This window comes from Caballeronia sp. LjRoot31 (assembly GCF_964253885.1).
GTDB lineage: Bacteria > Pseudomonadota > Gammaproteobacteria > Burkholderiales > Burkholderiaceae > Caballeronia.
Genome location: NZ_CAXURX020000001.1, coordinates 1492454 through 1508763, shown reverse-complemented (window position 1 = coordinate 1508763; position 16310 = coordinate 1492454). Strand labels below are relative to the sequence as shown.

Here is a 16310-nt window from a genome sequence, read left to right as displayed (position 1 = left end):
TTGAGATACGCACCTAATTGGTGAAAATTAGGCCGCGATCGCGGCTTTCAGTAACTTTCTTGTGTATTCGTGGGACGGCGTCGCAAAAATATTCTCCACATCACCGGTTTCCACGATAGTTCCGTTCTGCATGACTACAACCCGGTGCGCCATCGCGCCGATCACCTCCAGGTCATGGCTGATGAACACATAGCCCAGGTTGTACTTCCGTTGTATATCGGCAAGTAGACGCAAAACTTGATACTGAATTGACACATCGAGTGCACTGGTCGGTTCATCGAGGATCAGGATGCGCGGTTCGAGCACCAGCGCGCGGGCGATTGCAATACGTTGGCGCTGACCGCCGGAGAACTCGTGCGGGTATCGATTCAACGCCGTACGGTCTATTCCGACTTCGCGCAGAACGGCCACCACCTTGGCGTGCCGCGCGGCAGCATCGAGTTCCGGACGATGCAGCCCAAGCCCCTCGCCTACGATCCGCTCAATCGTCTGGCGCGGCGACAGCGAGCTATAGGGGTCCTGAAACACCACCTGCATATTTGATCGCAACACGGTTTTTTCACGGCCACGATAGTCGGCAAGCAAGCGCCCTTGAAACTCCACCTTCCCGTGTGACGTGCGCTGCAAACCCAGCAGCGCCATCGCCAAAGTGGACTTTCCCGACCCCGACTCACCGACGATACCCAACGTTTCACCCTGCCGCACCGTCACGGAAACGCGATCCACCGCCTTGAACGCGCCGCGCCGGAACCAGCCGCCCACGCCTGGCGTCTTCGTGGCGAATTCCACGGATACCTCTTGCGCGTCGAGCAATACGGGCGACAGCGGCAGCACCGGCAACACCGTGCGCTCCGGCCTGCTCGCAAGCAAACGTACCGTATAGGGATGCTGCGGCGACGCGAATATGTCCTTCACCGTACCGCTTTCCACCAGCACGCCCTGCTCCATCACCGCCACGCGCTGCGCGAATTTACGCACGAGGTTGAGATCGTGCGTGATCAGCAACACGGCCATACCGCGGGAAGCGGCTTCGTCGCGTTGCAATTCCAGCAGCAATTCCACGATCTGCGCGCGGATGGTCACGTCGAGCGCGGTCGTGGGTTCGTCGGCGAGCAGCAGACGCGGGCGGCACGCGAGCGCCATTGCAATCATCGCGCGCTGGCGTTGTCCGCCCGAGAGTTGATGCGGATATCGGTCGATGCGCTTTTCCGGATCCGTGATCCCCGTGCGCGCGAGCAGGTCAATCGCTCGCCGGCGGGCGTCGCGAGCGGACACGCCATCGTGCAGCTGAATCGTCTCCGCGATCTGGTCGCCGATGGTGTACAGCGGGTTGAGCGCGGTCATCGGCTCCTGGAAGATCATCGCGATGTCCGAGCCCCGCAGCTTGCGCATCGCGGGTTCGCTTTTGGTGAGCAACTCCTCGCCGTCCAGGCGAATCGACCCACTCAGCTCGGCGTCGCGCAAAAGCCGCAGGATAGATAGCGCCGTCACGCTTTTGCCCGATCCCGACTCGCCGACCAGCGCCACGCGTTCGCCGGCTTCAATCTTGAGGCTCACGCCATCGACGGCCATGGTCTCGCCAAAGCGCACCCGCAAGTCTGCGATTTCCAGCAATGGCGCGCTCATTGGCCGCCCCCAGCTTTGACGGCGTCGGAGATGCGCGTGTCCAGCGCGTTACGCAGCGCGTCGCCCATGAACGTGAGCAGCAACAAGGTCGCAACCAGCACGCCGAAAGTGGACAGCGAGATCCACCACGCGTCGAGATTCGCCTTGCCTTGCGCGAGCAATTCTCCAAGCGATGGCGTGGGCGGCGGCACGCCCAGGCCCAGGAAATCAAGGCTGGTCAGCGCAAGGATCGCCCCGCTCATACGAAATGGCAGGAAGGTGATAACGGGCGTGAGGCTGTTCGGCAGGATGTGACGCCAGATGATCTGGGCGTTGGACAGACCCATCGCCCGCGCCGCCCGCACGTAATCCTGCGTGCGGTTGCGCAGGAACTCCGCGCGCACATAGTCCGATAACCCGATCCATCCGAACAACGACAACAGCACGACGAGCAGCAGCAAACTCGGCTCGAAGATGGACGCGAAAATGATCAGCAGATACAACTCCGGCAACGCACTCCAGATTTCGATCAGGCGTTGTCCGGTGAGGTCCGTACGGCCGCCGAAGTAGCCTTGAACCGCGCCGGCCAGCAGGCCGAGCACGGTGCCTATCGCCGTCAGGACCAGCGCGAAGATGACCGAGACGCGAAAGCCATAGAGCAATCGGGCGAACACATCGCGGCCGCGATCGTCGGTGCCGAGCCAGTTTTCACGCGATGGCGGCGCCGGGTTCGAGGCCTTCGAAAAATAGTTGAGCGTGTCGTAGTAGTAGTGGTTCGGCGGATAAACGGCGAAGTTGCTGCCCTCGCTGAAACGGTCGCGAATATACGGATCGAGGTAATCGGCGGGCGTTGGAAAATCGCCGCCGAACGTGGTCTCGGCATACGTTTTAACCAGCGGGAAATAAAGCTGCCCCTGATAACGAACGACCAATGGTTTGTCATTGGACCACAGCGGTCCCGCGAGACTGATCGCGAACGCGACTACGAAAATCACCAGGCTCCAGTAGCCGAGCCGGTTGCGTTTGAAGCGTTGCCAGACGCGTTGTCCCGGCGTGATCGAAACCGGCACGCTGAGCGGCTGGGCGTCGCTGTCTTGCGGCGTACGGAGCAGGGAACGGTTCAACTCAACGCTCCAGTTGTTCGAATTGAATACGCGGATCGACCCAGACATAGCAGAGGTCGGAGATCAGCTTGGTAGCAAGCCCGATCAGCGTGAACAGATACAGCGTGCCGAGCACGACCGGATAATCGCGCCGCACGACGGACTCGTAGGAAAGCAGGCCGAGGCCATCGAGTGAAAAAAGCGTTTCTATCAGCAAACTGCCCGTAAAGAACGCTCCGATGAACGCGCCCGGAAAGCCCACGATCAGCGGCAACAACGCGTTGCGGAACACGTGTTTCCACAGCACCCTTCTCTCCGACAACCCCTTGGCGCGCGCCGTCAGCACATACTGTTTGCGGATTTCATCGAGGAACGCGTTCTTGGTCAGCATGGTGACGACCGCGAAGCTGCCGACCACCGACGCAATGATCGGCAACGTGATATGCCACAAGTAGTCGGCTATCTTGCCGCCGAGGCTCAACGTTGCCCAGTTGTCGGAGGTGAGGTTGCGCAGCGGAAACAGTTGCCAGAACGACCCGCCGCCGAACAGCACAAGAAGCAGCACACCGAGCACGAAGCCGGGAATGGCGAAGCCGACGAGCACGAGCAGGCTGGTGGTGAAATCGAAGGTGGAACCGTTGCGCACCGCCTTCGCGATCCCGAGCGGCACCGAAATCAGGTAAGTAAGAAAGAACGTCCACACGCCAATGCTGATCGACACCGGCAGCTTCGACACAATCAACGACCACACGCTTTGATGACGAAAATAGCTGTCGCCGAGATCGAAACGGGCGAAGCGTCCGAGCATCAGCCAGTAGCGTTCTAGCGGCGGTTTATCGAAGCCGTAGAGCGCGCGAAGTTGCGCGACTTGCTGCGCATCCACGCCCGTGTGCATGCGCATGCCGAAGCTCGTGCCTTGCTCGCCGCGCCGCAATTCGTGCACGGCTTGCTCGACCGGGCCGCCCGGCACGAACTGGATCACGGCGAACGTCAGCGTGAGGACACCGAGCAAGGTCGGGATCATCAGCAAAATGCGTTTCAGGATGTAGCTCCACATGGGCGCGGTCCGCTTGAGTGATTAAGGCGTGGATTTACTTCTCTGCAGCCGTGGCCGACGCAGAGGCGGACGCGGCGGCAGGCGGCTTGAACCACCATGTCGATGTGATCCAGTCTTCGGCGGTGTAATACAGCGGCAAGGTCGCCGGATACGCGAGCGTGTTTCGATACGCCACCCTATGCGATGCCGTGTACCAATGCGGGATCACATAGTAGCCATGCATCAGGACCCGGTCGAGCGCATGGGTGGCATCGAGGAGCTGCTCGCGGGTCTGGGCGCCAAGCAAGGTGTGCACGATCGAATCCACGGCCGGCGACTTCAGCCCGTTCATGTTATCGGAGCCCTGCTGATCCGCGGACTTGCTGCCGAAACGCGTCTCCTGTTCCGTACCGGGAATCTGCACGTCGGGCATGCGCAGGCTGGTCATGTCGAAGTCGAACGCGTCGAGCCGCTTCTGGATCAGCGCAAAGTCAACCGTACGAAAATTCGCGACAATCCCGAGCTTCTGCAAGTTGCGCTGGAATGTGGCGACGACAGGTTCCATCGACGATCCGCTGGCCGAGTCGTCGAGAATCTCGAAGACGAACGGCTCGCCCTTCGCGTTGCGCAACGCACCGTCCCTATACGTCCAGCCCGCGTCAGCCAGCAGCTTGCGTGCCGTGATCAGGTTCGCGCGCAATGAGCCGGGTGGATCGGTGTCGGGCTGCTTCACCACGTCGCCGAACACGGCGGGATCGAGTTGCGCGCGTAACGGCGAGAGAATTGCGAGTTCGCCCGCGCTTGGCTTGCCCGTCGCTTGCAGGTCGGTGTTTGCAAAGAAGCTGTCGGTGCGCGTGTATTGGTTAAAAAACAGTTGCCGGTTCAGCCACTGGAAGTCGAACGCAAGATCGAGCGCCTGGCGCACGCGCACGTCCTGGAAGATCGGCCGGCGCAGGTTGATGAAAAAGCCCTGCATGCCGGTACCGTTGTGATTGCGAAATTCGCGCTTGATCAGCTCACCGTTGTCAAAACGTTTGCCAATGTCGCGACGTACCCAGTTGCGCGCAATATATTCGACCAGCGCGTCGTACTCGCCGGCCTTGAACGCCTCGAGCCGCGCGACGCCATCCGAATAGAGCTTGTACGTAATGCGCTCGAAGTTGAACGTTCCCACGCGCACCGGCAACGCATTGCCCCAATAGGCCGGATCGCGCTTTAAGGTGATCGTGCGGCCGTTGTCATATTGTTCGATGAGATACGGACCGCTTGCTATCGGCTTCTGAAACGCGAGTTGATCGAAGGGAACGTGGCTGCCGTCGGGCTTCATGCCCCACTTGCGCGAAAACACCGGAATCGCGCCCGCGATAAACGGCATCTCCCGCGTGCGCTCCCTGAAGTCGAAACGAATGGTCAGCGGGTCAAGGATGACCGCGCGCGAAATCTGGCCGAAATACACCGCGTATTGCGGCGCGGCCTGCGGGCTTTTCAGCGTATCGAATGAGTATTTCACGTCTTCGGCGGTGACGGGATCGCCATTCGAAAAATGCGCCTTGGGATTGATGTGGAACGTGGCAGAGAGGCCGTCGGGCGCGATGCTGATGTCGTCGGCGAGAAGCCCGTAAGCCGTCGATACTTCGTCAAGACTGCCGGTTGTCAAACTCTCGAACATATAACCGAGCCCGGGCGCGGCGTTGCCGCGCTGGGTGAACGGGTTGAATTTGTCGAAGCTCGTGAGCCGGTTCGGATTCGCCAGAACCAGCGTGCCGCCGCGGGGTGCGTCCGGATTGACGTAGTCGAAGTGCTTGAAGCCGGCGGGATATTTCGGCTCGCCATACTGCGCGATGGCGTACACGGCCAATGCCGCTTTCGGTGCCGCGAGCCCGCCAAAACCGATCAGCAAGCTGCCAAACAGAAGACCGAGGACCCGTCGGGAGCCAGTCGCCATGAGTGCCTTTATGAATACCAGTGAAACGATGATCGGAAAAACAGCCAGCCGTTCAGAGCCGGCTGAGGGGCTGCTCAGGGCCTCCTCAAAGCGCCCCAAGCGCAGCGGGCCTTAAGCGATGTGAGAGAATTCTACTAAAACCACTGTCCCGGGCATTGTAACGACGCGCGCACCGCTTGCGCGCGCTCGGTCCGGCGCATGTGCAATATCGACTTCTTAAGGAGCATTCATGGGATTTCTCGCTGGAAAACGGATTCTGCTGACGGGCTTGTTATCGAACCGCTCGATTGCCTATGGCATCGCGGCGGCTTGCAAGCGCGAAGGCGCCGAACTCGCCTTCACCTACGTGGGTGACCGTTTCAAGGACCGCATTACCGAGTTCGCGACCGAATTCGGCAGCGATCTCGTGTTTCCGTGCGACGTGGGTAGCGACGAGGAAATCGACGCGCTCTTCGTCTCGCTGAAAGAACGCTGGGGCACGCTCGACGGCCTCGTGCATTCCATCGGCTTTGCGCCGCGCGAGGCAATCTCGGGGAATTTCCTCGACGGCATGACGCGCGAGAACTTCCGCATCGCCCACGATATTTCCGCGTACAGCTTCCCGGCACTCGCCAAAGCGGCGCAATCCATGCTCTCCCCGGATGCGTCGTTGCTCACGCTGAGCTATCTCGGCGCCGAACGCGCGATCCCGAACTACAACACAATGGGCCTGGCGAAGGCATCGCTTGAGGCAAGCGTGCGGTATCTGGCGGTGTCGCTTGGGGACAAGGGCGTGCGCGTGAACGGCATCTCGGCGGGGCCGATCAAGACGCTGGCAGCAAGCGGCATCAAGAGCTTCGGCAAGATTCTCGAGTTCGTGGAAAACAATGCACCGTTGCGGCGCAACGTGAGCATCGATCAGGTCGGCAATGTGGCGGCGTTCCTGTTGTCGGATCTGGCTGGCGGCGTAAGTGCCGAGATCATCCACGTCGATGGCGGTTTTAATGCCGTGGTCGGCGGGATGACCGCGCAGGCGGTCTCGGAATAACGATCCGATAACGGCGGCTCTCCGCGGCTCTCCTTTGCCGCCGATAAAATCAAAAGCCGTCCCGCTTGCGCGGGACGGCTTTTTTAATGCGTCTGACCACGGTGTTTAATTGTGATGGTCGCCGTGACCGCCATTCCCGCCATGGTTGTAGTTGCCACCGTGATTGTAGTTGCCACCGTGGCCGCCGTATCCCGGGCCGCCATGACCGTAGTTCGGCCGGCCACCGTTGTGCCGATACCACTCGTCACGTCCCCAATAGCGATGGCCGTCATAGTAACGATTACCGTACCAGCCGATCACGATCTGCGGCTGCACGTACACCGGAGCCGGTTGATAAATGACGGGCGGTGGCGGTGGCGCGTAATAAGGCTGCGGCGCGACGTAAACCGGAGCAGGAATACCGATGTTGATCCCCAGCCGCACGCCGCTGGCGTGGGCAAAACCAGACATCGTGACGAGGCACAAACCAGCAATGCCAGTCAGAATCCGGATGCTTTTTATCTCATTCATGTAGCGCGCCTTTGAGCATCATTGTTCAGGTGGTAGCGAATATAGCGGATCGCCTTCAATCCGGTACTTCGACTTTGTAAGTGGTTCTTCGGCGCAGAGGTATCGTCTGCTGAAAGCTTACTCTTTGTTACATCATGAAAAACGGGGAATCAGGGTAGCACTGGACGGACGGCTGGCGGGATGCTGAAAAACCAAAGGCCACCCGGTTTTCGCCGGATGGCCTTTGGGCCAGCTACCTGACGGCTGCTGTATTACGGCTGGTATTTAGTACCCGCGATGGTCGTAATGCGGGCCGCCGTGATAACGGTACCAGTCGTTACGGTTCCAGTAACGGCGGCCGTCCCAGTAACGATCGCCGTGCCAACCGATTACCACGACCGGCGCTGCAGCATACACCGGTGGCGGCGGTGCGTAGACGACCGGGGGCGGCGGCGGTGCGTAGACCGGCTGCGGCGCAACGTACACCGGCGCGGGCACGCCGATATTGATACCAAGACGCACTTGGGCCATCGCCGCGCCGGACATTCCGAGCGCTCCGATTGCAATCGCGCCGGCAAAAATGGAAGTCTTCAGTTTGTTGTTCATTTGAAGTGCACCTCAACGGAGTAGGTTTGTTGAGTAAATCTTAGCCGAACGAGCCGGCCTAGATGTTTCAAGTTGGTAACTCAGAATTACGATCGCCAACAGGGTGTGACACAACATTTCCTTAGCTGATTTGGCGGCCCCTCATCTCTCGTCGCGGAGGCTCGCTGGGATTGGGCACGCGCCGCGAGCAGTTCGAAGCGCGCGATAGAATCGGACTAGTAAAGCACGTATCGTTCTACCGTTCATCAATCACCGTAGCCCGCTACGAACCGCAGGCCAAGGCCGCCCGATTTAAATCCCGCCTGACCCGTGCAACCGCGAAACGTCTGCTCGCGAGTGAGACAATTGCTGAATTTTGGAGAGGCACATCATGATCGACGGTCTGGTTTCCGGACGTCTCTACGGCACGGCGCAAGTGCGTACGGGTCAGCACGGCACGCATTTCGTGACATGCCGGGTTCGCGCCTCGGCCGGCGACGGCGAGAGCCTGTTCGTGAACGTGATTGCCTTCGACGACACCGTCAAGGACGCGCTCCAGGCGCTCGATGACGGCGACAGCGTATCGCTTGCCGGCGCACTCACGCCGAAGACCTGGACGGACAAGCAAGGTAACGCGAAACCCGCGCTGGATATGGTCGTGCACGCTGTACTGACGGCGTACCACGTGCAGCGCAAACGCCGGGCTGTACGCGGTGAAACGGGACCAGCGGACCTGCAAGGCCCCGATGACCTGGACGACGACGAAGTCTGAGTTCGCTTGGGCGCTCGCGCCGGCATGTCGGCCGAGCGAAGCGCCCTATTCGATCGAAGAAAAACGGGGGCACCGATCCCGCTAGCGGTTCAATTCATGAATCAGCGGATGGTCGCAGTAGATCCGGTTCTCATAAACCTGGCCGTTGCTGTGACGCACGCAGTCGACCCCTTCGAAGCGCAGCGGCACATCGCCGTGCGTCCCCGTGGCAATCCATCGGATGAAGACTGTATCGCCGCGACTCGCGTGGTCGGCGACTTCCAGCCTGAAATCCGGAACGTGGCGCAACAGTTCGTGCAGCGGCCGCACATAGGCCTCCACGCCCTTCAACGGCGCGTGCAATCCCGGCCAATATCCTTCGATATCCACCGCCAGTTCATCGCTCGGCCGGTTGAAGTCCGGCGCGGCCCAGAACGCGGCGTACTTTTCCACGCACCATGCCGGGCCCATCAGGGTGCTATCGAGAAAACCGGTAATGCCGGCAAACCGTCCGTCGAAGGAAAATTCGCCAACGTCCGTCCCGCTCGCCAGTTGCCGGCCAGTGGCATCGATCAGACGCCAACTGAAGCGGACCATCGCGCCCGTTGCATCAATCCCACCAACCCGCTCGAACCTCAACCCAGGCATCTGCGACTGAAACGCGCCGATCATCTCGGCGAACCCTTTCGGGCCGGTGCTGCTCATCATCGGGTCGGTGTAGCGCGCGCCGTCGAGCAAAACCCGCTCTGCGAGCGCGTTCCGTCGCGACGAATCTGTCTCGTTCCATGTATCGATATAGCGACCCACCAGAACGTCATGCTCAGTCATGATTCTCTCCTTCGATAGTCTTCGGGGCTATGGCCGGACTGGATTTAGCGCGGCCTGGGAGCAATCATCGGGACGAGCATGTCGTGCGTCGATTACCTGGCGGGTAATGGAACGGCGTGCGGTGGTTTGATAAGGTACGGCCATGAACACACTGACTGCGACGGCTGTGGGTATCGGTATCGGCCCAATGATCAGGCACTGGCGCGAACGACGGCGCATGAGCCAGCTTTATCTGGCCAGCGAAGCGGAGATTTCGAGCCGGCATCTGAGTTTTATCGAAACGGGGCGTGCCGCGCCGAGCCGCGCGATGGTGCTGCGGCTGGCTGAGTACCTTGAGGTGCCGCTGCGTGAACGTAATGAGTTGCTGACCGCGGCGGGGTTCGCGCCAGTGTTCCGGGAACGCGCGCTCACAGATCAATCAATGCAGCCCGCGCGAACCGCAGTCGAGCAGATATTGAAGGGGCACGAACCGTATCCGGCGCTGGCTATCGATCGGCATTGGAACCTGGTGTCGGCGAATGGTGCGGTGGCTGCGCTTATCGCCGATGCTGATCCGTCTTTGCTCGAACCACCGGTGAATGTGTTGCGCTTGAGTCTGCATCCGCAGGGGTTGGCGTCAAAGATCATGAATCTCGGGCAATGGCGCGCGCATTTACTTGAACGGCTGGAGCGTCAGATCGCACTCACGGCGGATTTGGAGTTGAGCGCATTGCGCGATGAGTTGAAGCGATATCCGGGGGGATCCGGTTGGAATGACGCGGGCGAATCTTCTATCGTGATCCCATTCGTGTTGAGCACGGCTGCGGGACCGTTGTCGTTCATCAGTACAACGATGATGTTCGGTACGCCGATTGATATCACGTTGTCGGAGCTGGCGATCGAGTTGTTCTTCCCGGCGGATGAAGCGACGGCGGCTGCGTTCAGATGGTGACGACTGACGCTTAAGCGGCTTTGGGTGTGCACGCCCGGACGAGCTGGAGTAACTTTCGGAATGGCCTTCGCACGAAGTTGCCACATGTCGCATTTAACTTGCATCGCAACCAGCCGAGCGCGGATGGTTCCGTTGTCGACTGCTCGATCCTCGCAGCGATCTCAGAACTGAAAGCGGCGTGCTCGTTCATAACGCCTAAGAAGGTTGCGCGAGACACACCGAGTTGTTCGCCTGCGCTCATCGTAAGGCCCAAGGCTGGAACTGACGATGCCGACCACCACCGTCGATGATCCGTTGCACCATCCGCGAGAATGAAACAGCAACGGCAGACCAAAGGCGCGCTTACTCGCGTCACTCCTGAAGGTGGAGATGGCTAAATTACGTCGATTCGATTCGCAGGGACCCGAATTCAACAACTATCTCGGCGCCTACCGTTGCCGCGACTAGCGCGAGATGCTTCGGTTGTTTGTCGGAGAAGCGGTCAGATTGGTTGAGCGCTCTCAACGCTTTCTCATAGCACGGTGTCCCGGGTTCCAAAAATTTTATGTCATAGACGATATTGAGAAGCCCGTAATGCTCTATAACGCATCGGGTTGTCCCGACAAAAGTTACAGTAGCGCGTCGCTCGTCCAATTTAAGACCGACTGTCAAACTATCTCCGTCATCAGTAACAGCGAGGATATCGATGTACCAGTCGTGAAAAAACGTAAATGCCTTGAGGTCATCCATGATTGCCTCGCATCAGTAAGGTAAGAGAGAAAAGGCGTTGCCTTTATCACGGATGTTGCCGTCCCAGTTGTGGGCACGCGGTGCACCGAATCCATGATCATGATCGAAGTCGAAATCGACTGCTGCGTTTCCAATGCCATCATAGAGCCGCATCTGTTTGCTTCCGGACGGATTCTCAACCCACGCACTGGCGGGACCTCCCGTTCGGGGCAACCATGCGAGCTGACGAACTTCCGTTGACGAGCCGGTTTCGGACCCGTATTCAAACGGTGTACTCCGAGTGATGTTGTCATGCCAGCAGAGCTATCGTCGCCTGCGACAACATTCACACGGTCAAAGCCAACGCCGGTCATGTCAGGCAGCTGTACTTGCTGATCCAGCCTGCTCGGGCGAATACAGGCAACGAGAGTGCTGGCGCAGCCAAGATTGCCGCGTGCATGAATTGCGTGTTCATTCTGTCGTTCATCGACTGGATTTCCGACCACGGTATTGGATCGGCATTCATCTTTTCGAGTTGCGCCTGATATCGTTCCTTGGTCGCCTTGTACTTCGGCACGTCATAGTCCGAAACACGCCGAAACGACGGGTCGGCGTTCTTCGATGCTCCTGTAGCGCCGCCGCTGCGCATCGGTTTTTCAGGAATAACTACGACGCTACCACCCCGCACCATCTCCATTAGAGCCTGGACAACATCCGAATCCGAGCCGCTCTTTGCAAGGCGATCATGCCAGTGGAAATTCTTGCCAAGAAACTCGCGCACCCGTTTGAGCAAGCCTGCGTCCTTGGCCCATATGTAGGAGTCCGCACCTAGGCCGTATTTTTTGCCTGCTTCGATGGCTTGCGTTTCTTCAGGACTTGGAAAGACACTGGGCGCATAGTCCTTCTTCCGATATAGCACGTAGCTGTGCCATGAATCCGTTTTCAGTTCTGTTGCCATGTTTGCCCGGTTTCGAAATCCATCAGCCGCCTGAAGCAATCCTTGTGTTTGCATAAGAACGGAGCATCGTTTTTAACAATGCAGAATCTTTCTAACAATGTCGATCCGAAGGCGTGACATTTGACTAAAAGTTACAAGCATGAAGGACGCGAATCGCCCCGGATACGCGGCTCAAGACAGTTCAGATATGCGTGCCGCAGGATCGCACGTACTAACGCGTTTAATTGTCCAATGGGGACGGCTCGGCATATTTCTTCTACTTCGTTCGCCGGAACCCGCACCACAATGCCGCTGCCACCGGTACCGATAAACGACCTGGTAAGCTTGGACGGTTGCGCAACTGTGGTTCTCTCACGGCTTCGTCATCGCGACGTCGTAAGGCAAACCTCGCAATTCGCTGTGTAAGTAAGGGATTGGACGCTCAGACTCAGGCATAGCAGAACCGCACGGCGTCATTCGGACATCAACAGAATAAGGAGACGCTGTATCGCACGGGAACTGAGTCGGCATTGCGACATCGGCGGGATCGGTCAAACGATGGGCAGAAAAAACAAAAACCCCGCAAGTCGTTAGACCTACGGGGTTTTGCATTCTTCTGGCGGAGACGGAGGGGTTCGATATTGCCCGGAAACCAGCGTCGGGTTTGACTCCCGGTCTTGGAGCACAACCTCACCCCCACTCCTACCCCTACATCGAGACAAAGACAATTTTTCACATTATAGAATATTCGGCCACAACGGAACCACAGTGACCAACCCAAATCGACTCGCGCGGAATCGCAATCATCGCTATACGATCCGCCAGTCGATCGCATCGGGTAGCCCGCGCTATCCCGTAGCGAGATCCACTATGCCGCACGCTCCGCAGGAAGCTGAGGAATATGGAAGCGCTGAATGCACCGAAGGACCCTGATCGACCGAAGCGAAAGCTCGGGGCTTGCTCAGCGAACGACCGGTATTTAGCGCAACCGGTCGCACGGCTGAGGGGCCTTCCAGCTTGCCGTTTCGTCTCCAATCCGGCCATTGAATCTCTGACGTCCAGCCGTGGCGGCTGGGAGTTACAGCCGGCAAGTTTAGGCCTCAGAGCCCAGCGCGCAGCTTGTTCAGTACCGCTTCGAGGCGCCGCAGCAGATCATCGTAGGTAACGATATCGGCTATGTGCTTATAGTGCCGTCTTGTGACCTCGAAGTCGCCACGTTGGTCCGGCGTCATGTCGGCATCGCGGCCCATGATCACGAGGCCGCTAGGGTTCACCACGCGGATCTTGAATCCAAGCGGCAGCCGCGATGCGTAGCGTTTGGTCAGCGTATCTTCGCCCTTCTGGCCCCACCGGGTCAGGTGCAGCAGGTACTTCTCGACTTGAATAACCGCGCCAGACAGCTCTCGCATCGGTACGTGGTTCTTGCGATAGCGCCGCGGAGTGACCATGGCCTCTCCGAATGGCTGCTTTATCTCAACTACGTCGATGTTGCCTGATGCATCCAGCAGCAGGATGTCCAGAATCCGATAGCTGCCGCTATCAAAATCCTTGACCCGCACGCCAGTAAACGCCTCTATGTACTTGGGGTTCAGCAGGCAAATGATCTTAACGATCTCGGCCTGCCATTGCGCTTCCTTGTATTCATTCGGCTTGGTCAACATCCTCTTGAGGTGCGCAAGCAGGTATTCAAACTTGCGCACGTCCGCTTCACGAAAGGGCGCCGCGAGATCCTTTGGCGTGCTCTTGACCTTTCGTGAAACTGTCTTTCTAAGCTGTTCCTCGCCGTCAATCTCTGCGTCCGTGTATTCGCGAATTACCCCGCTGATCCGTGCAATAACGTATCGCTTCAGCTCGTGCGTCGTCGGAAACTGGGCGATGAGCTTTTCGAACTCGGCTACGGGAATCGCGTCTGGCTCTGGCCCGCCGATCACGATACGGCTCATCTTTAGCTGGGCTACGACGCCTAGAATGGATGTCTTTCTCTCGGCGCAAAACCATTTCCAGGTAGGTCGCGCCTGGCGGTGCAACAGCACCGAGACTCCAACGGGCAACGCCTCTGCGTTGAACCAAAAGTAGTCACCCTTTGCCGATGCGATGACGAAGTCCATCCGATCCTCGCCACCCAGGTCGAAGTCGAATTCGTCCGGGTCGGTTCTAGGCTCCCAACCATCGATCTCGGTCCACTCATCGACGTCGTCCTTGACAAGGATATGGCGCGTAAGGCGGAACGTGCCCTTGACGGTGACGTCGTCGCCTACTTTGAATTTCCTGTAGACCCATTGCGTGCCGTCGTGCGGTCGGTAGATCAGATGGAGCTTGTTGCCGATAGCTTTGAATTCGATCGCAGGTTTTTTCATAGGGTAAGAGTTGCATCAGCCGCCGACGGATCCTGCAAGCGCCGAGCACTGGTCTCCCGACCTTATGGGCTGGTGTCAAAGCACTATCATCTAGGCAAAGACCCGCCCCGTAGAAGTGATCCAGCTCAATGCGATGCCATCTCAGTAGTAGCTGTCGTTGTGGTCCATCTCCCCCAGCACGGAATGGATTCCAACCGGCAGCATGAACGCGCTGTCCATGACTTCGGAGAGGTGCCTTATCCGACAACGTATGCCAAAGACCACGCCGTGACATCGTCAGCGAGCCTGTACAAGCTGGCGACGGAACTGAACTTAGCCCGCGGCGCAGTGGCGACCGGTGCCTGGATTTTTGTGCATGACAACAGCTCGCCTGCCATCGACGCATCGATACATACCAGTGTGATTGATGATTGAAGGTTGGTCGGGCATCCCAGTCTTCGATTTCGGCACCTTCGATCCTCAACACGGACATTCTGGTCTGACCTCGCCACCCGTACCGTTTTGCCTCGGGACAAGGCGAAGGAACGCCGCGGGTGTTCGTTATGGCACCAGGACGATCTTTCCAGCTCTGCGCCGACTGGAGAGTGCGCGCTGGGCATTTGCAGCGTCGTGGAGCGGGAACACCTGTGCGACGATCACGCGGAGTGTGCCCTCGTCCATAAGCTGCGCGAGGCGCCTCAGGATATCGGGGTCCTGGCGTGCAAAGACGGTGACGATCCCGGGTCCCGCATCCGCCACCGAGCAGACGCGTGCGTTCGCACGATTCACCGCCGTGGTCGCGAGCAGCGTTCCGCGTCCGACGCAGTCGAGCACCGCTGTGATACCTTCCGGCACGATTTGTCGGACTCGTCCAACCAGGCCCTCGCCATATTCGACAGGCTCAACACCGAACGTCCGAAGCACATCGTGATTGCTCACGGCCGCGGTGCCAATGACACGTGCGCCCGCATTCCGGGCGAGCTGGGCTGCCAACAAGCCAACACCACCACTGGCGCCGTGGATCAGCACAACGTCTTGTGACGTGACCGCCAGTGTCTGGACGATAGCTCGATAGGCCGTGAGTCCCGCCAGCGGCAAACCGGCAGATTCTTCCCATGACGCCCTGGCGGGCTTTCGCACCACAGCATAGACAGGCACGGCGATCAGTTCGGCGTAGCCGCCGTGATGCAGAATTTCCTCGCGGACGTAGGACATCACCTCATCGCCCGGGGAAAACTCCTTGACGCCGGGGCCGACGGTCTCGATGACGCCGGCGACATCCCATCCGGGTATAACGGGAAACCATACGGGCATATGGGAGTCGCCGAGTCCGGCCTGCAGCGCGACGTCCGCAGGATTAAGCGCAGCAGCTTTGATACGAATCAGGACGCTGTTCTGGCTCAGTTTGGGATCGGGGACCTCACGATAGTCGAGCACGTCGGGTCCACCATATCGGTCATAAACGATTGCTTTCATCGCCGGACCTCAAAACGCTGCCGGCAGATCAAGAATGATCTGGAGGGTCTCGATCATCCAGCGACCGTCAACCTTTTTCAAAGTGGGGCGATAGTAGCCGGACTCGATCGGCGTCACCGTCCCTTGTGCCCCCGACGCGCCTTGCGGCCAGCCACCTTCGGGCTTCAAGTCTCCGACAACGTTATAGACGATGAACTGCGCATCGAGCGTCGCAGTATCGCCATCGACGTCGATGATCGCGTCATGTGTGGTGTGATGGCTCCAGCCCCTTGGCGGGTGAGGTTTCATCATGTTTGTGACGGCATCGGCAATGGCCTCGCGCCCAACGAGTTCGCCCAGCGGTTCCGGGGTACCTGCGTCGTTGTAGAAGATCTTCACCCGGCCTTCGGGGAGGAACAATTCGGCCATCGCCGTCCCGTTTCGCTGGTCGGCCGCGCGAACGTAGCGGGCCAGAACCTTCGCGATGTCGTAGTCCACTGACATGGTTTCCTTCATCCTATAAAATGCGCCTATGAAAAGCATATATGGGTTGAGCAATAAGTGCAACATTGAA

General features: G+C 58.9%; 17 protein-coding genes. 4 read left to right on the top strand and 13 right to left on the bottom strand.

Annotation, left to right across the window (positions count from 1 at the left end):
- Positions 1–27 precede the first annotated feature (27 nt).
- The 4 genes from ACSQ8V_RS06645 to ACSQ8V_RS06630 are packed head-to-tail and all read right to left on the bottom strand — an operon-like array spanning position 28 to position 5689.
- Positions 28–1626, bottom strand: coding sequence for an ABC transporter ATP-binding protein (locus ACSQ8V_RS06645; RefSeq protein ID WP_436205257.1), 1599 nt, complete (start codon positions 1624–1626; stop codon positions 28–30).
- On the bottom strand, positions 1623–2729 hold the full coding sequence (locus ACSQ8V_RS06640) for an ABC transporter permease (protein ID WP_436205256.1): 1107 nt from the start codon (positions 2727–2729) through the stop codon (positions 1623–1625). Before ACSQ8V_RS06640 ends, ACSQ8V_RS06645 begins: the two co-directional genes overlap by 4 nt.
- A 1-nt stretch (position 2730) precedes the next feature.
- Complete coding sequence (locus tag ACSQ8V_RS06635; RefSeq protein ID WP_213763185.1) at positions 2731–3765, bottom strand: microcin C ABC transporter permease YejB; 1035 nt, start codon at positions 3763–3765, stop codon at positions 2731–2733.
- 34 nt (positions 3766–3799) lie between these two features.
- Positions 3800–5689: an extracellular solute-binding protein gene (locus ACSQ8V_RS06630; protein ID WP_436205255.1), complete on the bottom strand. Its 1890-nt coding sequence runs from the start codon at positions 5687–5689 to the stop codon at positions 3800–3802.
- Between the two features lie 229 nt (positions 5690–5918).
- On the opposite strand from ACSQ8V_RS06630, the gene fabI reads away from it, so the two are divergent.
- Positions 5919–6716, top strand: a complete 798-nt coding sequence (fabI, locus tag ACSQ8V_RS06625; RefSeq protein WP_213763187.1) for an enoyl-ACP reductase FabI — start codon at positions 5919–5921, stop codon at positions 6714–6716.
- Between the two features lie 105 nt (positions 6717–6821).
- Here the strand turns inward: fabI and ACSQ8V_RS06620 are convergent, their stop codons facing one another.
- Together ACSQ8V_RS06620 and ACSQ8V_RS06615 are read right to left on the bottom strand one after the other, a co-directional pair.
- A complete protein-coding gene (locus ACSQ8V_RS06620; RefSeq protein WP_346730469.1) occupies positions 6822–7217 on the bottom strand; it encodes a hypothetical protein in 396 nt (131 codons plus the stop codon).
- 273 nt (positions 7218–7490) lie between these two features.
- Positions 7491–7811 (bottom strand): hypothetical protein, encoded by a 321-nt coding sequence (locus ACSQ8V_RS06615; protein ID WP_213763190.1) that lies wholly within the window; start codon positions 7809–7811, stop codon positions 7491–7493.
- A gap of 370 nt (positions 7812–8181) precedes the next feature.
- Between ACSQ8V_RS06615 and ACSQ8V_RS06610 the strand changes: the two genes are divergently transcribed.
- Positions 8182–8562 carry a single-stranded DNA-binding protein gene (locus ACSQ8V_RS06610; RefSeq protein ID WP_213763192.1) on the top strand — a complete coding sequence of 127 codons (381 nt, stop codon included), beginning with the start codon at positions 8182–8184 and terminating at the stop codon, positions 8560–8562.
- 81 nt (positions 8563–8643) lie between these two features.
- Here the strand turns inward: ACSQ8V_RS06610 and ACSQ8V_RS06605 are convergent, their stop codons facing one another.
- Positions 8644–9369: a nuclear transport factor 2 family protein gene (locus tag ACSQ8V_RS06605; protein WP_213763193.1), complete on the bottom strand. Its 726-nt coding sequence runs from the start codon at positions 9367–9369 to the stop codon at positions 8644–8646.
- 142 nt (positions 9370–9511) lie between these two features.
- Here ACSQ8V_RS06605 and ACSQ8V_RS06600 point away from each other — a divergent pair, with 142 nt between their 5' ends.
- Complete coding sequence (locus ACSQ8V_RS06600) at positions 9512–10300, top strand: helix-turn-helix domain-containing protein (RefSeq protein ID WP_436205254.1); 789 nt, start codon at positions 9512–9514, stop codon at positions 10298–10300.
- Positions 10301–10678: 378 nt separating this feature from the next.
- Here ACSQ8V_RS06600 and ACSQ8V_RS06595 read toward each other — a convergent pair whose 3' ends face one another.
- From ACSQ8V_RS06595 to ACSQ8V_RS06580, 4 genes are all read right to left on the bottom strand, one after another.
- The gene (locus tag ACSQ8V_RS06595) at positions 10679–11029 is read right to left on the bottom strand and encodes a hypothetical protein (protein WP_436181238.1); all 351 of its coding nucleotides are present in this window, start codon (positions 11027–11029) and stop codon (positions 10679–10681) included.
- 12 nt (positions 11030–11041) lie between these two features.
- Positions 11042–11182, bottom strand: a complete 141-nt coding sequence (locus tag ACSQ8V_RS06590; RefSeq protein WP_436205253.1) for a hypothetical protein — start codon at positions 11180–11182, stop codon at positions 11042–11044.
- A 196-nt stretch (positions 11183–11378) separates the two neighbouring features.
- Positions 11379–12020, bottom strand: a complete 642-nt coding sequence (locus ACSQ8V_RS06585; RefSeq protein ID WP_436205252.1) for a hypothetical protein — start codon at positions 12018–12020, stop codon at positions 11379–11381.
- Between the two features lie 1025 nt (positions 12021–13045).
- Positions 13046–14302 (bottom strand): Shedu immune nuclease family protein, encoded by a 1257-nt coding sequence (locus ACSQ8V_RS06580; protein WP_436205251.1) that lies wholly within the window; start codon positions 14300–14302, stop codon positions 13046–13048.
- Positions 14303–14485: 183 nt separating this feature from the next.
- Here ACSQ8V_RS06580 and ACSQ8V_RS06575 point away from each other — a divergent pair, with 183 nt between their 5' ends.
- Positions 14486–14716, top strand: coding sequence for a hypothetical protein (locus ACSQ8V_RS06575; RefSeq protein ID WP_436205250.1), 231 nt, complete (start codon positions 14486–14488; stop codon positions 14714–14716).
- Positions 14717–14842: 126 nt separating this feature from the next.
- Here ACSQ8V_RS06575 and ACSQ8V_RS06570 read toward each other — a convergent pair whose 3' ends face one another.
- Positions 14843–15757 (bottom strand): NADP-dependent oxidoreductase, encoded by a 915-nt coding sequence (locus tag ACSQ8V_RS06570; RefSeq protein WP_213763201.1) that lies wholly within the window; start codon positions 15755–15757, stop codon positions 14843–14845.
- Positions 15758–15766: 9 nt separating this feature from the next.
- Positions 15767–16234 (bottom strand): nuclear transport factor 2 family protein, encoded by a 468-nt coding sequence (locus tag ACSQ8V_RS06565; protein ID WP_436181233.1) that lies wholly within the window; start codon positions 16232–16234, stop codon positions 15767–15769.
- Positions 16235–16310: the final 76 nt, after the last annotated feature.